This is a genomic window from Serratia sp. LSHTC3 (assembly GCF_057197125.1).
Window position 1 is genome coordinate 41,640 of record NZ_JBXUNP010000004.1, and the last position, 15,197, is coordinate 56,836.

Genomic DNA, 15,197 nt, shown 5'->3' on the forward strand with positions numbered 1-15,197 from the left:
CTCACAAAATACCGATAAATTTGCCCGCCACGCCGATCGCTACCGTGACGCCAATCAGCTTCACCGGCGAGAATCCGCGCTTCATCAGGAAGAAAATGAGCAGCGTGAAACACAGCGGCAACAAGTTGGGCATCAGCTTGTCCAGCACGTCGGTCTGCAGCGCCACGCTGGCCTTGCCGGCATGCATCACCAGCGGCGTGGACAGGTGCACATACGAGGCCACCAGCGCGCCGATCACCGTCATGCCGACAATGGAGGCAGCGTGCGAAATGCGCCGGGTGTGGGTCTTCAGCAGCGCCAGCGCGCTGGTGCCGGCCTGATAGCCGTAGTGCGCCAGCCCAAAACGCAGGCCGAAGTGGAACAGGTTGAACAGCAGCAGGAAGACGATCGGCCCGAACAGGCTGCCCTCCAATGCCAGCGAAGCGCCTATGCCGGCGCAGATCGGCAGCAGCGTCAGCCAAAACAGCGCGTCGCCGATGCCGCCGAGCGGCCCCATCAGCGCCACTTTCACCGCGCGAATGGTGGAGATTTTCTCCTTGTTCTGCTCCATCGCCAGCACCAGGCCGGACAGGAAGGTGACGTCGAACGGGTGCACGTTGATAAATTCCATGTGCATCTTCATCGAGTTGGCCAGATCCTGCGGGTTGCGGTGGATCTTGCGCAGCCCGGGGATCAACTGATACAGCCAGCCGCCCGCCTGCATGCGCTCGTAGTTGAACGACGCCTGCAACAGCAGCGAACGCCAGGCCATGCGGTTGATGTCGCCGCGCGTCAGCGCTTCGGCGGGCTGGCTGTCCAGATAATCGTCCTGTTCCACCTGGCTGGTGGCCAGCGCCTGCGCCATGCGCTGCTCGGCTTTTTGCGCCAGCAGATCGTCGGAATCGTTAAATGCCATCTTCGGCGTCCTCCTGCGGAGCGGGCCGGGTGGTTGCCTCTGCCGCGCCGCGTTGCGTGTTGAAGAAGTCGATCAGAGCGATCGCCAGAGCCCCCAGCGCCACCGCCAGGATCGGCAGCTTGAGAAACGTGACCGAGATGAAACCGAGGATAAAATAGGCCACGTAGGTTTTTTTCATCATCACTTTCATCAGCAGCGAGAAACCGATCGCCGGCATCATGCCGCCCGCCACCGCCAGCCCGTCCAGCAGCCAGCCCGGCGCCTTCTGCACCATGGCGCTGGCCGCATCGGCGCCGAAGTAAATCGGCAGGAACGCCACCACGAAATAGAAGATGAACAGAATGCTGATGCCCAGGTAATTCACCCGTTCGATGCCGCGCCAGTTCAGCGCTTTCACCATGCGATCGCAGCGGTGCATCATCGGTGAAAACAGCGTAAACAGCAGCGTGATGCAGCCCTGCACCGCAATCGAGAACGGCACCGCCACGCCGATCGCCACTTTAGGATCGGCCTTGGTCAGAATGGCGAATGCGGTGCCGATCACCCCGCCGATCACCACGTTCGGCGGTTGGGCGCCCGCCAGCGGCACCATCCCCATCCACACCAGCTCCAGCGTGCCGCCCACCAGCAACCCGGTATAGACATCGCCCAAAATCAGCCCCACCAGCGGCCCCATCACTACCGGCCGGTGGAAGTGGGTCAGACCGTCGAACAGGTCAACCCCCGCCAGCCCGGCCAACAGCGCAATCAATAACGCATCCGTCAACATGCTTTCCCCCTGGCTCAAAAGAGCAGTTTGCCGATCGACTCGCCCGCTTCATCCGGCACCCGGCGCACTTCGCACTCCACGCCCAGCTCCGCCAGCGCGCGGAACGCGGCCACGTCGCCGTCGTCCAGCGACACCGTTTTGTGCACCTGCCGCTTCCCCTCGGCGAAGTGCATATTGCCGACGTTGACGAAACGGATCGGCACCCCGCCGCGCACCAGCGTCAACACATCCTGCGGCGTTTTGCACACCAGAAAGATCTTCTGCCGATCCGCCGCCTTGTGGATCACGTCAATGGTTTTCTGCAGCGTGAAATAACGGGTCTGCACCCCTTCCGCCACCACCATGTCCATCAGGTTCTGCTGCACCGGATCGGCGGCGGCCTCGTCGTTGGCCACCACCACCAGGTTGGCGCCGAGGGTATTGGTCCAGGTCACGCCTACCTGGCCGTGCACCAGGCGATTGTCGATGCGGGTCATTAAAATGTTCGGCATATCAGCGGCCCTCCGGGTAACAGGCGGCGTGGTAATCGTCGAGCACCTGCGTCACTTTATGCAGCACCCACTCCTGCGGATCGGCGCTCAATTCGCCGGCGTTCAGCGCCCGCGCCTGATCCGGCAGGTACTGGCTGAGCAGCGCCAGCGGCGCCGGGCTGCGGCGCAGGTTGTCCAGCAAACCGTCGACCGCCTGCTGCACCTGCGGCTGCGGCCAGTAGTAACGCACCCGATCGCTCAGGCTGTAGTGGCGATCGAGGTACTGTTGGTGCGGCGTGCCGTGGTAATAGCGGCTCCACTGCTGCGGCTGCTCGCGCATCACCTGCTCCAGCGTGGCGCACAGCTGCGCCGACTGGCGTTCCCCCAGCCATTCGCGTTCGATGCGATCGAGGGCGAACAGCGCTTCGCGCAGCGCAAAGGTCAGCGCCGGCCCCACCTTCAGGATGGCGAAATGATCGCGCACCAGCTGGCGGTAGGCCTGCGGCGGCTGATAGTCCGTGGAGTGCGCTTCATAGATCATGCCCGGCTGCCGTTCAATGAAATGGCTCAATGCGTCGGCGCGCTGTGGCTGGTAGTGCTCAACGCTGTGGTGATCGAACTCAACGCCCGGCTGCACCACCAGCGCAATAGTTCGCTGCCAGGCATCGTTCAGCTCGGCCTTTTGCCAGGCGATACGATGTGTTTCCAGCGTTTGCGCCACCGCCTGCGGCGTGGTGACCTGTAGACCCGCCAGCGCCTCCTGCGCGCCGCCCGGCACCGGCACTTCGGTGCCGATCACATAGACCGGCGCTTCGCCGCCGCTCTGCGCCCAGGCGCGTTCCGCTACCGCGCACAAACGCGCCGCCCGCTCGGCAACCGTGGCATCCCCCAGAGGCGAGGGATCATCGGCGCACGACATGGAACAATCGAGGTGAATTTTGCGAAATCCGGCGCGAACGTAATCGTCTATCAAGGTTTCCGCCAGCGCCATCGCTTCCTGAGCCGGACGATCTTGCCAAGCGTTGGGCCCCAGATGATCGCCGCCCAGCCACACGCGCTCGCGCGCCAGGCCCACTTCATCCGCCAGACGCCACAGCGCATCGCGAAACTGGGCCGCCGTTTGGCCGGTATAGCCGCCGAACTGATTGACCTGATTGGACGTCGCCTCCACCAACACCGGCGTGCCACGCGCTTTGGCCTGCCGCAGCGCGGCCTTCAGAACCCAGGGATGGGCGGAACAGACGGAAAAGATCCCGACCGGCATACCGGCCTTGTGCTGCTCGACAAGCTGTAACAACTGCTGCATGAAGCCCCCATGCAGGCGCCGTGCTACCGATCGGCGATGATGACCTCAACGCCCAGCTCGGTTAACGCCCGCTCGTAATCGTCCGGAAGACGGCTGTCGGTGATCAGCCGATGGATTTGTCCGGCTTCGCGAATCATGCAAAAGCTTTTGCGACCAAATTTGCTGGCATCCGCCACCGCGATAATCTCGCGCGCCACCTCGCACATCACGCGATTGAGGTGCGCCTCACCGGGGTGAGGCGTGGTGATGCCGGCGCTCAGATCGAACCCGTCGACGCCCAAAAACAGTTTGTCGAAGCGGTACTGACGCAATTGCTGCTCGGCAGCCGGACCGTAGAGCGAGTAAGAGTTGCGGCGCACGCTGCCCCCCAGCACCATGACCTCCACCCCGTCGTTTCCCGAAAGCTCGTAGGCAATGTTCAGCGCATTGGTCATCACCACCAGATCGCGCCGCCCCTTCAGGAACGGCACGATCTGCGCGGTGGTTGAACCGGAATCGAGGATCAGCGCATCGCCGTCGCGCACATAGCCGGCCGCCGCGTTGGCGATCAGCGTTTTGACGTCGCGATTCAACCGCCCTTTGTCCCGCAGCGGCCGATCGAAAGCGAATTGCTGATTGAGCATCGCGCCGCCGTAAGCGCGCAGCGCACACCCTTTTCGTTCCAGAAAGCGCAGATCGTTGCGGATCGTCACCGTGGATACCGCAAACTGTTTGCTGAGCTGTTCCACGCGCACGCTGCCGTGCTCGCATAACAGATCGATAATGTGTTCACGTCGCTTTGCGGTATTCACTGGCATGAGCTGCGGTCCTCAGGTTTCCGGCATCGCCGGGGAGAAGATGGCTTTCGCTCTACTGCGCAGGCATTACAGCAAAGCGAAAGCAATGAAATTGTGATCGGGCTTACAGCCCCGTTTTAGCAAAAAAACCGCCAAAATACCTTTCGAATCGAAACGGATCGAAAAGCCTAAAAGCGGAAGGGGGGAAAAGTGAAATGCCATGACGGGCGATACCCCCCGGAGCGCTGAGGCGTGGGCTGCACGGAAAGCGAAAGCGGCGCATGGTGCGCCCCGCGCCATGACTTTTAGTTCACTCAGTGACCAGGATCACATAATGGCAATTATCCGTCGGCCGACGGGGATTAACCGCCACCATCCCGCCGGGCCGCACCCTTGTCAGCACGAGACATCTTCCCTACACTGGCGAACGGATACCGTCGATTTTCGGTACGTAAGCGTTAACGTCAATCAACGCATCACGCCATGCAGCACTGATTGACTGCATGCCCTGGTGCGAGGAACCCATGCCGCAACCCGCTTCACCCCCAGCGTCCACCGTGACCCCGCGTCGCCGGTTACACCGCCCTATTCTGCTGATCGTCGGCATTATGCTGATCGCGGCCAATTTGCGCGCCGCCCTGACCAGCGTCGGCCCGCTGCTGGAGCAGATCCAGCAACAGCTGGCGTTGTCCGCCACCGCCGCCGGCCTGATCAATTCGCTGCCACTGATCCTGTTCGCCATCCTCTCGCCATTGACCCCGGCGCTGGCGAAACGCATCGGTATCGAGCGTACCCTGGGCCTCGCCCTCGCGCTGCTGATCTGCGGCATCGCCCTGCGCTCCCTGCCGCAAGACGCCATGCTATGGCCGGGCAGCATCCTGATCGGCGCCGCCATCGCCTTCGCCAACGTGGTGCTGCCGACGCTGGTGAAAAGAGATTTCCCACATCGCGCCGCCGCGATGATCGCCGCCTATGCGGCGGTGATGTCGCTGGTTGCCGCCATCGCTTCCGGTTTGGCCGTGCCACTGGCTTCGCTGGCCGACCTTGGCTGGCGGTTCTCCTTGTTATGCTGGGGCTTGCCTGCGCTGTTGGCGCTGCTGGTGTGGTTGCCGCAGCTGCGGCGCTCCGCCACACCCGCCGCTAAAGAACCGCAGCCGACAGAGCCGCAACGCTATCGCTCTCCCTGGGGCAGCGCGCTGGGTTGGCAAGTGGCGATGTTCATGGGGCTGCAATCGATCGCCTTCTACACCATCATCGGCTGGTTCAGCGCTTTTGCCGCCAGCCACGGCACCTCCGCTCAGCAGGCGGGTTTCGAACTGTTCGTTTACCAGGTGGTGGCGATCGTCGCCAACTTTGTCATGGTGGTGATTTTGCCGCGGGCGCGCGATCAGCGGGCAATAGCGTTGGGCAGCTCTCTGCTGATCTTCATCGGCGTCGGGGGATTATTGGTGCAACCCGCCAGTTCACTGGTGTGGCTGACGTTTGCCGGGTTGGGGGCGGGGAGCTCGCTGGTGCTGGCGCTGTCGTTCTTTGGATTGCGCAGTCAGCATCATCATCAGGCGACGCTGTTGTCGGGTATGGCGCAATCCGTCGGTTATCTGTTGGCGGCGCTGGGGCCCACCCTATTCGGCCTGCTGCACGATCTGACGGAAGGCTGGCGCTTGCCGTTGATCGCCCTGCTGGGCCTGACCGTCTTGCAAATGCTGTTCGGCGCGCTGGCCGGCCGCAGCCGCGTGATCAGCTAACGCTGCGGCGCAATGGGGGCCGCACGGGCTCAGAGTCGGTGTCCTGCCATAAATCATCAATAAAGGCGCGCTGCTCATCGCTCAGCACCCATGACGGCGGAATTTTGGACTGTGCGCGACGCTCAGCGCCCTCACGGTTTTTAGCCTGCTTTTTGTTCACGAATCGCCTTCCTGCTTAACCTGCTAACTCAGTAACCAGTAAATCACGGCGGCGGTTAACAGCCAGAACAGCCCGCTACCGATAAACACACACAGCCATGCTCTACGTTTGATATCCGATCCATCCTTGCTCACCACAGCGCCCCCAACCAATAGATTAAACCACTCAAACAGCAATTATTGATCTGTTTTAACGATCGATAAAGTCGTTTTTTCCTATGGAAATTTAAAAAACAGCTGCTAGCCATAGACCTGCATCACCGCCTCAGTAAGAACGGCACCGTGGATATCACTGTTATCGGCAGGCGATAACTTGAATTGATAGGCGAACGAACGTGCAGTGTGCCATACCTTGAAAGGTCAAAATCAAACCACTGGTAAATAATTCAACCATCAATTATTTGACTGGTCATAAGCCAAATCGGCAACAGACAGCGCTGAAGGCGGGGGATAAAATGAAGCGACGCACTGGGATCATACGGTGAGAAGCACCGGCCCGCGTTGGTCTCGCTCGGGCCGGCGTGAGTTAACCGATTCTGCTGACGGAATCCCGGCTGGCGTGTTCACGCTCGCTGCCGGTCAGCTCACGTAAATGACCCGAGCGCATCTCAAGCAGCCGATCGGCATGTTCGAAATAGTGATCGTCATGGCTGATGGCAAACACCGTTTTGCCCAGCGCGCGCAGTTCTGGCAACAGCTCGCGATAGAAAATGCGCCGGAATTGCGGATCCTGATCCGCGGCCCATTCATCCAACAGCAAGATATCGCGCTGTTCCGCCACGGCCAGCAGCAAAGCCAGACGCTTGCGCTGCCCCTGCGACAGTTGCGGGTTAGTCACCCTGGCGCCGTCGAACTGCAGCTTGCTTTTCATATTCAACCGCTCGATCCAGCCGGCGACCAGTTCCGCATCGGGTTCGCCGCCTTCCGGCCCTTGCAAACGATCGAACTGATGAAAATCAGTGAAAATCGCCGAAAACAGCCGACGATAGTCCGGCATATCCGCCGCGGTCTGCGCGACGCCATCCAGAACGATGTGCCCGCTCACCGGCCGGTACAACCCGGTCAACAGCATCGCCAGCGTTGACTTGCCGCTGCCGTTGCCGCCGATCAAAAAGATCAGCTCGCCACGCCGCAGCGTCAGATTAAGCGGCCCGACGGCAAAACCGGGCTGTTGCTCCGTATCGGCATAGTGAAAAACCACGTCGCGCAGCTCCAGCGTCTGCCAGGAACGGCCGGCGGCGGCAGGGAACGCCGGTTGGTACTCGGCCAGGCGCAGCGTCTTCAGCTTGTTGAAAGCGACTTCGGCGCTGACCAGCGTCGGAAACGCCCCGACCGCCTGCAGTAATGGCGTGCGCAAGAACAGCAGCGTCAGAGAATACGTGGCGGCCACCGCCGCGTTCGCCCATCCCAGGCTGTTAGCCATAAAGAACACCAGTCCGATCGCCCCCAACATCATGATATTTGACCAGTTGAGCGCACTCAAATGGAAGGTATCGGCGCGAATGATATGGTGGCGGTAAGCTTGCGCATCGGGTTGATAGGTCTGTTCGTACAGCGCCTGCGCTCGCTTGCGGTTTAACGTCAGTTCCTTGCGACCGTCAATCACCGATTCGTAATGATGATAGAGGCGCTCTTCCGACTCGCGCAAACTGGCCATATGGCGATAAACCCGCGAGACCAGGCAACCGCTGCCCACCACGGTGACGGCGACCCACACCGCCGTCACCGCCAGCATTTTCGGTGATAGCCACCCCAGATAGGCCGCCGACCCCAGAGTTAAAATCACCCCTTGCACCAGTTCGGGCAAGCGCACGAAGGCGACGGTGATATTGCGGACATCGCTGGAGAGACTGGCCAACAATGAGGCGCTGCCTAACTGTTCAAGGCGTTCAATATCGGTATCCAGGATGCGCTTCACTAACTGCCCGCGCAGGCGGTAGACGAAGTAATGGCCCAATGTCGTCAGCGCCAATTGCGATCCCAGCGTGACCGCCATCAGCAATGCCAGCAGAGCGAGAAACATCGGCAGCACAGCCAATGCATCGCCGCCGGCGTCCATCAGGTATTGATTGATAAACGCAATGATACCGATGCCCAAGCCAGCGCTGGTCATGGTCAATGCCATAACCGCCAGAAATGGCCAACGATACTGGTGATAAACCACCCGTAGCAGTTCCATGAAAAACCTCTGAAGTCGCGATCTGGCAGGCATTGTAAGCGGCGTGAGAATGAGATCAAGACGAATTCTCATTGCTCGCGCAGCCTCTGAATTCGACGCCAAGAGCATTTTGATGATTGCTTATTGAAACGAGAGACTTACACTGGCGCCACTTGCCGCTGAAGGGAACAGCCGATTATGCTCGCCACTCACGAATACGCCAACGACCTGATTCTGTTTGCCCTGATTGTCGACTGCGGCTCGTTCAGCAAGGCCGCGGAGAGCGCCGGCATCACCAGCTCGGTGGTCAGCAAACGCATCGGGCGGCTGGAAAAATCTCTGGGTGCCCGCCTGCTGTACCGCACCACCCGCAGCCTGACGCTGACCGAAAGCGGCCAGGCGCTCTACCAGCAGGCCAAAGAGATCGGCGCCAAAGTGCAGGAGGCGCTGTACGCCGTCAGCGAAAAGAGCGAAGAGTTGACCGGCACCATCCGTATGTCGGTGCCGACCATTTCGGGCGAGCTGTTGCTGAGCGAAAGCGTGGCGGAATTTTGCGCCCTGCATCCCAGCCTGAAGGTCGAAATGCGGCTGGAAAACCGCTTCGTCGATCTGGTGGAAGAAGGCATCGATCTGGCGATCCGGACCGGCACCATGCCGGATTCCAGCCTGATTGCCCGGCCGATCTTCGATTCCCGCTGGGTGATCGTCTGCTCGCCGGGCTACCTGGAAAGCCACCCGGAACCGCGCAGCGCCGACGATCTGCTGAGCCACAACTGCCTGACCTACACCTACCAGGAGAGCGGCACCGCCAACTGGCTGATGAAGCGGCCGGGGCGCAACGACATCTACGAGCTGCAGGTTAACGGCAACCTGTCGGCCAATAATGCGCGGGCGATCCGCAAAGCGGTGATCGGCGGCCACGGCATCGCCATGGTGCCGCGCTGCATGGTGTATGAAGATTTGCAGGACGGTAAACTGATGGAGATCCTGGCCGGCCACTGCGGCAAAGTGCTGGGCATTTACGCCGTTTATCCTTACACCCGCAATCTGCCGTTAAAAACCCGTCTGCTGATCGAACATATCATCGGTTCCTACCAAAATATCAGCCATTATTTTTGAGTTCCCTGCTCTGATTATTTCCCTGCGGCCGTAAAAAGACGCGGGGATTACCGCATTTTTGGACATGAACTATTGAACATTACCGCTTAATTAATGTGAGCTCACGCATTCATCACACAAAATTACTTCCTATCAAACTGATTTTAAAGCAGTTAATTTAACGCCTCCTGCCGGCCAGTTTCCCACCGCCGGCGCCGTTCGCCGATGTTAAAAAATTACCGCATGGCATCGTCGCCAACGTTGTGATTAGAATGAAAATGTTGCGGTAATTAACCTTTCAGCTACATATCTCTGCCCATAAAAATAATAACCATGAGGATCTTATGCCCCTGCTTTTCAGTATTGCGCCCATCGTCCTGCTGATTTGGATGATGACCAAAAGGAATGGCGTGCCCTCTTACCTCGCCCTGCCGCTGACGGCCGCCGTGGTGTATGCCGTACAGCTCCTGTGGTTCGATGCCTCGCTGCGGCTGCTGCATGCCAATATCATCACCGCGCTGGTGTCGACGCTGACGCCGATCACCATCATTGCCGGCGCCATCCTGCTCAACAAACTGATGCAGGTAAGCGGCGCGGAAAACGTGGTGCGCCGCTGGCTGGAAACCATCAGCCCCAATCCCGTGGCCCAGTTGATGATTATCGGCTGGGCGTTCGCCTTTATGATCGAGGGCGCCAGCGGCTTCGGCACCCCGGCCGCCATCGCCGCGCCGATTCTGATCGGGCTGGGCTTCAACCCGCTGCGCGTCGCCCTGCTGACGCTGGTGATGAACTCGGTACCGGTCTCCTTCGGCGCCGTGGGCACCCCTACCTGGTTCGGCTTTGCCAATCTCGGCCTGTCGGACGCAAGCCTGCTGGAGATCGGCCGGCAAACCGCGCTGATCCACTTCGTCGCCGGCTTCGTCATTCCTCTGCTGGCGCTGCGCTTTATCGTTTCCTGGCGGGATATCCGCCGCAACCTGCCGTTTATCCTGCTCAGCGTGCTGAGCTGCACTGTGCCCTATCTGTTGCTGGCCCAGGTGAACTATGAGTTCCCGGCGCTGGTCGGCGGTGCAATCGGCCTGGCGCTCTCGGTGCTGCTGGCGCGCGGCGGCATCGGCCTCGCCCGCGGCGACAAACCGCAGAACGCCGGGCAGGCGGTGCCGTTCATGCAGGTGGTCAAGGCCATGACCCCGACCCTGCTGCTGATTGCTATTCTGATAGTGACGCGCGTCCACCAGCTGGGCCTCAAAGCGCTGCTCAACAACACCGCGCTGCTGTGGCGGGAAAACCTCGGCTGGCTCGGAGAGCTGCGCATCAGCCGGGCGCTGATCGTCGAACTGCAGCAGGTGCTGGGCACCTCCGCCGCCGCCGGCTACAAAACGCTGTATGTCCCGGCGCTGATCCCGTTCCTGTTGGTGGTGCTGCTGTGCATTCCGTTGTTCCGGCTGAATGGCGGCCAGGTGCGGCAAATGTTCAGCGAAACCGGCGGGCGCATCGCGCGGCCCTTTATTGCGCTGTTCGGCGCGCTGGTGATGGTCAACCTGATGATGCAGGGCGGCGACAACGCGCCGGTGATCCTGATCGGTAAAGCGCTGGCGGCGCTGACCGGCGGCAGCTGGCTGCTGTTCTCGTCGTTCCTCGGCGCGCTGGGCTCGTTCTTCTCCGGCTCCAATACCGTTTCGAACCTGACGTTCGGCGGCATTCAGCAGTCGATCGCCCAGAGCAGCGGTCTTGACGTCAACCTGACGCTGGCCTTGCAGTCCGTCGGCGGCGCCATGGGCAACATGGTGTGCCTGAACAACATTATCGCGGTCTGTTCGATCCTCGGGATCGGCAACGCCGAAGGCAAAATCATCAGAAAGACCGTACTGCCGATGCTGGCGTACGGCGGGATTGCGGCCGGTATGGCGGCGATCCTCACGCTCTGACCGACAACTCGTTATCGCAAGCAAGACAAGAAGGTAAACACTATGATCATCTCCGCGTCAACCGACTACCGGGCCGCCGCCCGGGCCAAACTGCCGCCGTTTCTGTTTCACTATATCGACGGCGGGGCCTACGCGGAGCATACGCTGAAGCGCAATACCGCAGACCTGGCCGATATCGCCTTGCGCCAGCGCGTGCTGCGCAATATGTCCGAACTCAGCCTGGAGACCACGCTGTTCGGTGAGCAGCTGGCGATGCCGGTGGCGCTGGGGCCGGTGGGGCTGACCGGCATGTACGCCCGCCGCGGCGAAGTGCAGGCCGCGCGCGCCGCGGCCAAAAAAGGTATTCCGTTCACGCTGTCCACCGTGTCTGTCTGCCCCATCGAAGAGGTGGCGCCGGCGATCGATCGGCCGATGTGGTTCCAGCTCTACGTGCTGAAAGATCGCGGCTTTATGCGCAACGCGCTGGAGCGCGCCAAGGCCGCCGGCGTGAAAACGCTGGTGTTCACCGTCGACATGCCGGTGCCGGGCGCCCGTTATCGCGACGCCCATTCGGGGATGAGTGGCCCTAACGCCGCCCTGCGCCGCGTGCTGCAGGCGTTTACCCATCCGCAGTGGGCCTGGGATGTCGGCCTGTTCGGCAAGCCGCACGATCTGGGCAACGTCTCAGCCTACCGCGGCAAACCGACCAGCCTGGAAGACTACATCGGCTGGCTGGGCGCCAACTTCGATTCGTCTATTTCCTGGAAAGATCTGGAGTGGATCCGCGAATTCTGGGACGGCCCGATGATCATCAAAGGCATTCTTGATCCGGAAGACGCCAAAGACGCGGTGCGCTTCGGCGCCGACGGCATCATCGTCTCCAACCACGGCGGCCGCCAGCTGGACGGCGTGCTGTCGACCGCGCGCGCCATGCCGGCGATCGCCGACGCGGTGAAAGGCGACATCACTCTGCTGGCCGATTCCGGCATCCGCAGCGGCCTGGACGTGGTGCGCATGATCGCGCTGGGCGCCGACAGCGTGCTGCTGGGGCGCGCCTTCGTCTATGCGCTGGCGGCGGCCGGCGAAGCCGGGGTGGCTAACTTGCTGGATCTGATCGACAAAGAGATGCGCGTCGCCATGACACTCACCGGCGCGAAAACCATTGCGGAGATCAACGCCGGATCGCTGGTCAGAAACGCCTGACTCACAGCGGCTGCACGCCCTCCGGGTAGGCGTTGTAGCTCATCTTGCTGATGAACGCCCCAGCCGGTGACACCAGAACCCGGCCGGCGGCGTCCAACCCGAGGAAGGTGCCGGTGCAGCGCCCGGAGATAAAGTCGAAGAAGAACACCGAGCACACCGGGATAATCTTTTCCCGGAAGGTGAACAGGAACATCTCGTCCTCAAACTTGTAGTAAGTGGCGTAATCCATGTCGCCGTGCCCGAACTGCTCGCCGCGCAGGTTTTGCCAGGCATAACGCTCGGTGTTGACGTAGAAGTGCTCGTAGTAATGGTTGGGGCTGTAAACGTTCAGCGTGCGATAACCGATCAGCTCGCGGGTCAGATGCGGCGCGATGCCGCCCGGCGTAACGCCGGCAATCAGCCCAACGTGGAAGCTTTGCTTGAGGCGGGATCCCTTTTCCACCGTTTGTTCGGGCAACAGCGTGCTGCGCACCAGCAGCGCCCGGCCGCTGTCGCGGTTGAGCACCAGCGTCAGGCATTCGTTGCCCGGCGACTGCAACGGAATGTTGAAGAAATAGCGCGCGGCGGAGGTTTGCACCTCTTCGTAAGCGTCCTCACCGCTCTCCCCTCCCCAGGCCCACAGCACCCGCTGCCGATCGGCGCTGAAACGCAGCGTGATTTCCCCGCCGTCTTCAAAGGCGATCTGCAGCGTTTTGCCGCGCCAGTCCTGGGTGCCCGGCAGCCGGTTGGTGTCGATGCCGCGCGCGAAATCGTCGTAATTCTTCCAGTCCGGCTCGGCATTTTGATTCAGTACGGATGGTTCTGCTGACATCTTCGCTCTCCTTGATTGAATGGGATGAAAACCGCCTCAGACGTCGGCGATGCCCGCCGGTTTCACCGCTCGGCGGTTAACCACGGCAGGGGCAGTTTCATCGAGAAAACAACTCAGTACGCCGGCGCACACGGCGCCGGCGGCCGCCAGCCACATCACGCTGACCAGCCCGTAGCGATCGGCGATCAGCCCGGCGATAAACGGCGCCAGGCAGCCGCCAATCACCTCGCCAATTCCCATCACCAGCCCCAACGCGGTAGCGATGCGCGCCGGCGACACCGTTTCAGACGGGATGGTGGCCATAAACAGCGTGAAACAGCCAAGGCCGGTATAAGACAGGAACACCAGCACGCCCAGCAGCCACGGGTTATCGACGTAGCTCAGAAACAGCGGGCAGCACACCGCCAGCAGCGAAAAGAAGATCAGCGTCGGCTTGCGGCCGAAGCGATCGGAAATCGCCGGCACCGCCACGCCCCAGAACACCCAGGCGGCGCCGATGGCGCTCATGATGCCGCCCATCGTGCCTTCGCCGAAGCCGCGGTCGGTCACCAAAAAGTTGGGGGTGAAGGTAATGATGATCATGAACCAGGTGACGAACACACAGGAGATCAGAATGCACAGCGCCACGTTCTTGATTTTGAACAGCTCGCCGTAAGCACCTTTGTTCGCCGTCTTGTCGGCCGCCGGCACTGCGCTGAAAGCGGGATCCTTCTTGCCGTTCACATAGCGATAGATCAGCCACGCCAGAATGATGCCCGGCACGGCGGTCAGGTGAAACGCCATGCTCCAGCCCCACTTCTGCGCCAGATAGATGATCAGCGGCGGCGCGATAATACCGCCCAACAATCCCGGCGCCGCGCCCTGGATCAATCCCATGTTGAAACCGCGGCGCTGCGGCTGCGATTTTTCCACCATCAACGACTGTGCGATCGGCAATACCGGCCCTTCGGCGATCCCCATCAACGCCCGGAAGATCAATAGCATGGCAAAGCCGCTGACCAACCCCGACAGCGCGGAGAACAGCGAAAACACCAGGATCGACAGGATCAGCATCGGTTTACGGATATTAAAACGATCGGCTATCGCCCCCAGCCCGGCGCCAGACAGCGCCCAGGTTAACGCCAGCACCGCCGACAGGGTGCCGAGATGCACGTTGCTGAGCTTGAGGTCGGCGGCAATCATCGGAAACAGAAACGAGATGGTCAGACGGTCGACAAACACGCAGCCGAAAACGAAAAATAAAATAATCAGCAACCGGTTCTCTTCACTTAATGCGCTGCGAGGCTCTGGCGATGTATTCATAGCGTCATTTGTCCATAAGTTAACTTATGAATGGCGACCCGCCATGGCATAAGTGTGTTAAGCGCTCGGCCAAGAGAGAAATTGGCCCTCCGTCACGACAACAACTCATTAACATGTTAATGACATAAAATTATCGCAAGCCGGCGGTCTGTCAACCGGCGCTTTCTTAGAGACGAATGAAGTTTTTGTTCGGTACTATTTTAAAATCGCATTATCACAAAAAGATATTTTACCCTTCTGTTTTTACAGCCAATAAAATAATAACGGGTATTTTTCTTCGGTTAAAAACGCCTATTTTCACGCCATTTGCGAATAATCTCAACGATCACTCTTCAGGCTTATTAATTTTTTACCCGTATTGAATGAACGCTGGGGAATATTCAGTTTTATTTTTATCTATTGAATCATTTAGTTTTATTTTATTGCCGCACAACAAACTAACTCTTATGAGGGAAAGGCTATTGGCAGAGTTACATAATTTCATCTGGACAATAGCAAAAGCGCAGAGCGTGACGTAAATCACGGCAATCATGCCGTATCCTGTAAGGTAATTATGCTCGCAACAGCAATTATCTATTGCGATTAGGGCTGTTTATCT

Annotated in this window: 14 protein-coding genes; 4 read left to right on the forward strand and 10 right to left on the reverse strand. The window is 60.1% G+C overall.

The genetic code is table 11. The features are described 5' to 3' along the window. Position 1 precedes the first annotated feature (1 nt). Genes AC2CGI_RS15850 through agaR form a run of 5 tightly spaced genes read right to left on the reverse strand, consistent with a single transcriptional unit; the run spans position 2 to position 4,237 of the window. Positions 2 to 895, reverse strand: coding sequence for a PTS system mannose/fructose/sorbose family transporter subunit IID (locus AC2CGI_RS15850; RefSeq protein WP_016929936.1), 894 nt, complete (start codon positions 893 to 895; stop codon positions 2 to 4). After that, complete coding sequence (agaW, locus tag AC2CGI_RS15855; protein ID WP_015378935.1) at positions 885 to 1,664, reverse strand: PTS N-acetylgalactosamine transporter subunit IIC; 780 nt, start codon at positions 1,662 to 1,664, stop codon at positions 885 to 887. The genes AC2CGI_RS15850 and agaW overlap by 11 nt, the downstream gene beginning before the upstream one ends. A 14-nt stretch (positions 1,665 to 1,678) precedes the next feature. Then, entirely contained in the window at positions 1,679 to 2,155 is a 477-nt protein-coding gene (gene agaV, locus AC2CGI_RS15860; protein WP_015378936.1) for a PTS N-acetylgalactosamine transporter subunit IIB, read from the reverse strand. Position 2,156: 1 nt separating this feature from the next. Continuing rightward, positions 2,157 to 3,440, reverse strand: coding sequence for a D-tagatose-bisphosphate aldolase, class II, non-catalytic subunit (locus tag AC2CGI_RS15865; RefSeq protein ID WP_075684855.1), 1,284 nt, complete (start codon positions 3,438 to 3,440; stop codon positions 2,157 to 2,159). 23 nt (positions 3,441 to 3,463) lie between these two features. Next, complete coding sequence (gene agaR, locus AC2CGI_RS15870; RefSeq protein ID WP_004931804.1) at positions 3,464 to 4,237, reverse strand: transcriptional repressor AgaR; 774 nt, start codon at positions 4,235 to 4,237, stop codon at positions 3,464 to 3,466. A 503-nt stretch (positions 4,238 to 4,740) separates the two neighbouring features. On the opposite strand from agaR, the gene AC2CGI_RS15875 reads away from it, so the two are divergent. Then, complete coding sequence (locus AC2CGI_RS15875) at positions 4,741 to 5,961, forward strand: CynX/NimT family MFS transporter (protein ID WP_033632212.1); 1,221 nt, start codon at positions 4,741 to 4,743, stop codon at positions 5,959 to 5,961. On the opposite strand, the gene AC2CGI_RS15880 is transcribed toward AC2CGI_RS15875, so the two are convergent. From AC2CGI_RS15880 to AC2CGI_RS15890, 3 genes are all read right to left on the reverse strand, one after another. Further along, a complete protein-coding gene (locus AC2CGI_RS15880) occupies positions 5,954 to 6,121 on the reverse strand; it encodes a hypothetical protein (protein ID WP_021505683.1) in 168 nt (55 codons plus the stop codon). The two genes, AC2CGI_RS15875 and AC2CGI_RS15880, sit on opposite strands and share 8 nt — an antisense overlap. Before the next feature lie 23 nt (positions 6,122 to 6,144). After that, on the reverse strand, positions 6,145 to 6,258 hold the full coding sequence (locus tag AC2CGI_RS15885; protein WP_049232362.1) for a YmiA family putative membrane protein: 114 nt from the start codon (positions 6,256 to 6,258) through the stop codon (positions 6,145 to 6,147). Between the two features lie 388 nt (positions 6,259 to 6,646). Further along, positions 6,647 to 8,299, reverse strand: coding sequence for a multidrug ABC transporter permease/ATP-binding protein (locus AC2CGI_RS15890; protein ID WP_076741310.1), 1,653 nt, complete (start codon positions 8,297 to 8,299; stop codon positions 6,647 to 6,649). Positions 8,300 to 8,476: 177 nt separating this feature from the next. On the opposite strand from AC2CGI_RS15890, the gene AC2CGI_RS15895 reads away from it, so the two are divergent. The 3 genes from AC2CGI_RS15895 (at position 8,477) to lldD (ending at position 12,486) form a co-directional block, all read left to right on the forward strand. Further along, complete coding sequence (locus tag AC2CGI_RS15895) at positions 8,477 to 9,397, forward strand: LysR family transcriptional regulator (RefSeq protein WP_021505685.1); 921 nt, start codon at positions 8,477 to 8,479, stop codon at positions 9,395 to 9,397. A 323-nt stretch (positions 9,398 to 9,720) separates the two neighbouring features. Beyond that, a complete protein-coding gene (locus tag AC2CGI_RS15900) occupies positions 9,721 to 11,304 on the forward strand; it encodes an L-lactate permease (RefSeq protein ID WP_076741309.1) in 1,584 nt (527 codons plus the stop codon). 42 nt (positions 11,305 to 11,346) lie between these two features. Beyond that, positions 11,347 to 12,486, forward strand: coding sequence for an FMN-dependent L-lactate dehydrogenase LldD (lldD, locus tag AC2CGI_RS15905; protein WP_076741308.1), 1,140 nt, complete (start codon positions 11,347 to 11,349; stop codon positions 12,484 to 12,486). Between the two features lies 1 nt (position 12,487). Here lldD and AC2CGI_RS15910 read toward each other — a convergent pair whose 3' ends face one another. Together AC2CGI_RS15910 and AC2CGI_RS15915 are read right to left on the reverse strand one after the other, a co-directional pair. Beyond that, the gene (locus AC2CGI_RS15910) at positions 12,488 to 13,297 is read right to left on the reverse strand and encodes a MoaF C-terminal domain-containing protein (protein ID WP_015378943.1); all 810 of its coding nucleotides are present in this window, start codon (positions 13,295 to 13,297) and stop codon (positions 12,488 to 12,490) included. A gap of 36 nt (positions 13,298 to 13,333) precedes the next feature. Beyond that, entirely contained in the window at positions 13,334 to 14,599 is a 1,266-nt protein-coding gene (locus AC2CGI_RS15915; protein WP_015378944.1) for an MFS transporter, read from the reverse strand. Positions 14,600 to 15,197: the final 598 nt, after the last annotated feature.

Coding starts and splice junctions, on each gene's coding strand:
- AC2CGI_RS15850 (WP_016929936.1), bottom strand. CDS start 895: ATGGCATTTAACGATTCCGACGATCTGCTGGCGCAAAAAGCCGAGCAG.
- lldD (WP_076741308.1), top strand. CDS start 11,347: ATGATCATCTCCGCGTCAACCGACTACCGGGCCGCCGCCCGGGCCAAA.
- AC2CGI_RS15915 (WP_015378944.1), bottom strand. CDS start 14,599: ATGAATACATCGCCAGAGCCTCGCAGCGCATTAAGTGAAGAGAACCGG.
- AC2CGI_RS15900 (WP_076741309.1), top strand. CDS start 9,721: ATGCCCCTGCTTTTCAGTATTGCGCCCATCGTCCTGCTGATTTGGATG.
- AC2CGI_RS15875 (WP_033632212.1), top strand. CDS start 4,741: ATGCCGCAACCCGCTTCACCCCCAGCGTCCACCGTGACCCCGCGTCGC.
- AC2CGI_RS15865 (WP_075684855.1), bottom strand. CDS start 3,440: ATGCAGCAGTTGTTACAGCTTGTCGAGCAGCACAAGGCCGGTATGCCG.
- agaR (WP_004931804.1), bottom strand. CDS start 4,237: ATGCCAGTGAATACCGCAAAGCGACGTGAACACATTATCGATCTGTTA.
- agaW (WP_015378935.1), bottom strand. CDS start 1,664: ATGTTGACGGATGCGTTATTGATTGCGCTGTTGGCCGGGCTGGCGGGG.
- agaV (WP_015378936.1), bottom strand. CDS start 2,155: ATGCCGAACATTTTAATGACCCGCATCGACAATCGCCTGGTGCACGGC.
- AC2CGI_RS15910 (WP_015378943.1), bottom strand. CDS start 13,297: ATGTCAGCAGAACCATCCGTACTGAATCAAAATGCCGAGCCGGACTGG.
- AC2CGI_RS15890 (WP_076741310.1), bottom strand. CDS start 8,299: ATGGAACTGCTACGGGTGGTTTATCACCAGTATCGTTGGCCATTTCTG.
- AC2CGI_RS15895 (WP_021505685.1), top strand. CDS start 8,477: ATGCTCGCCACTCACGAATACGCCAACGACCTGATTCTGTTTGCCCTG.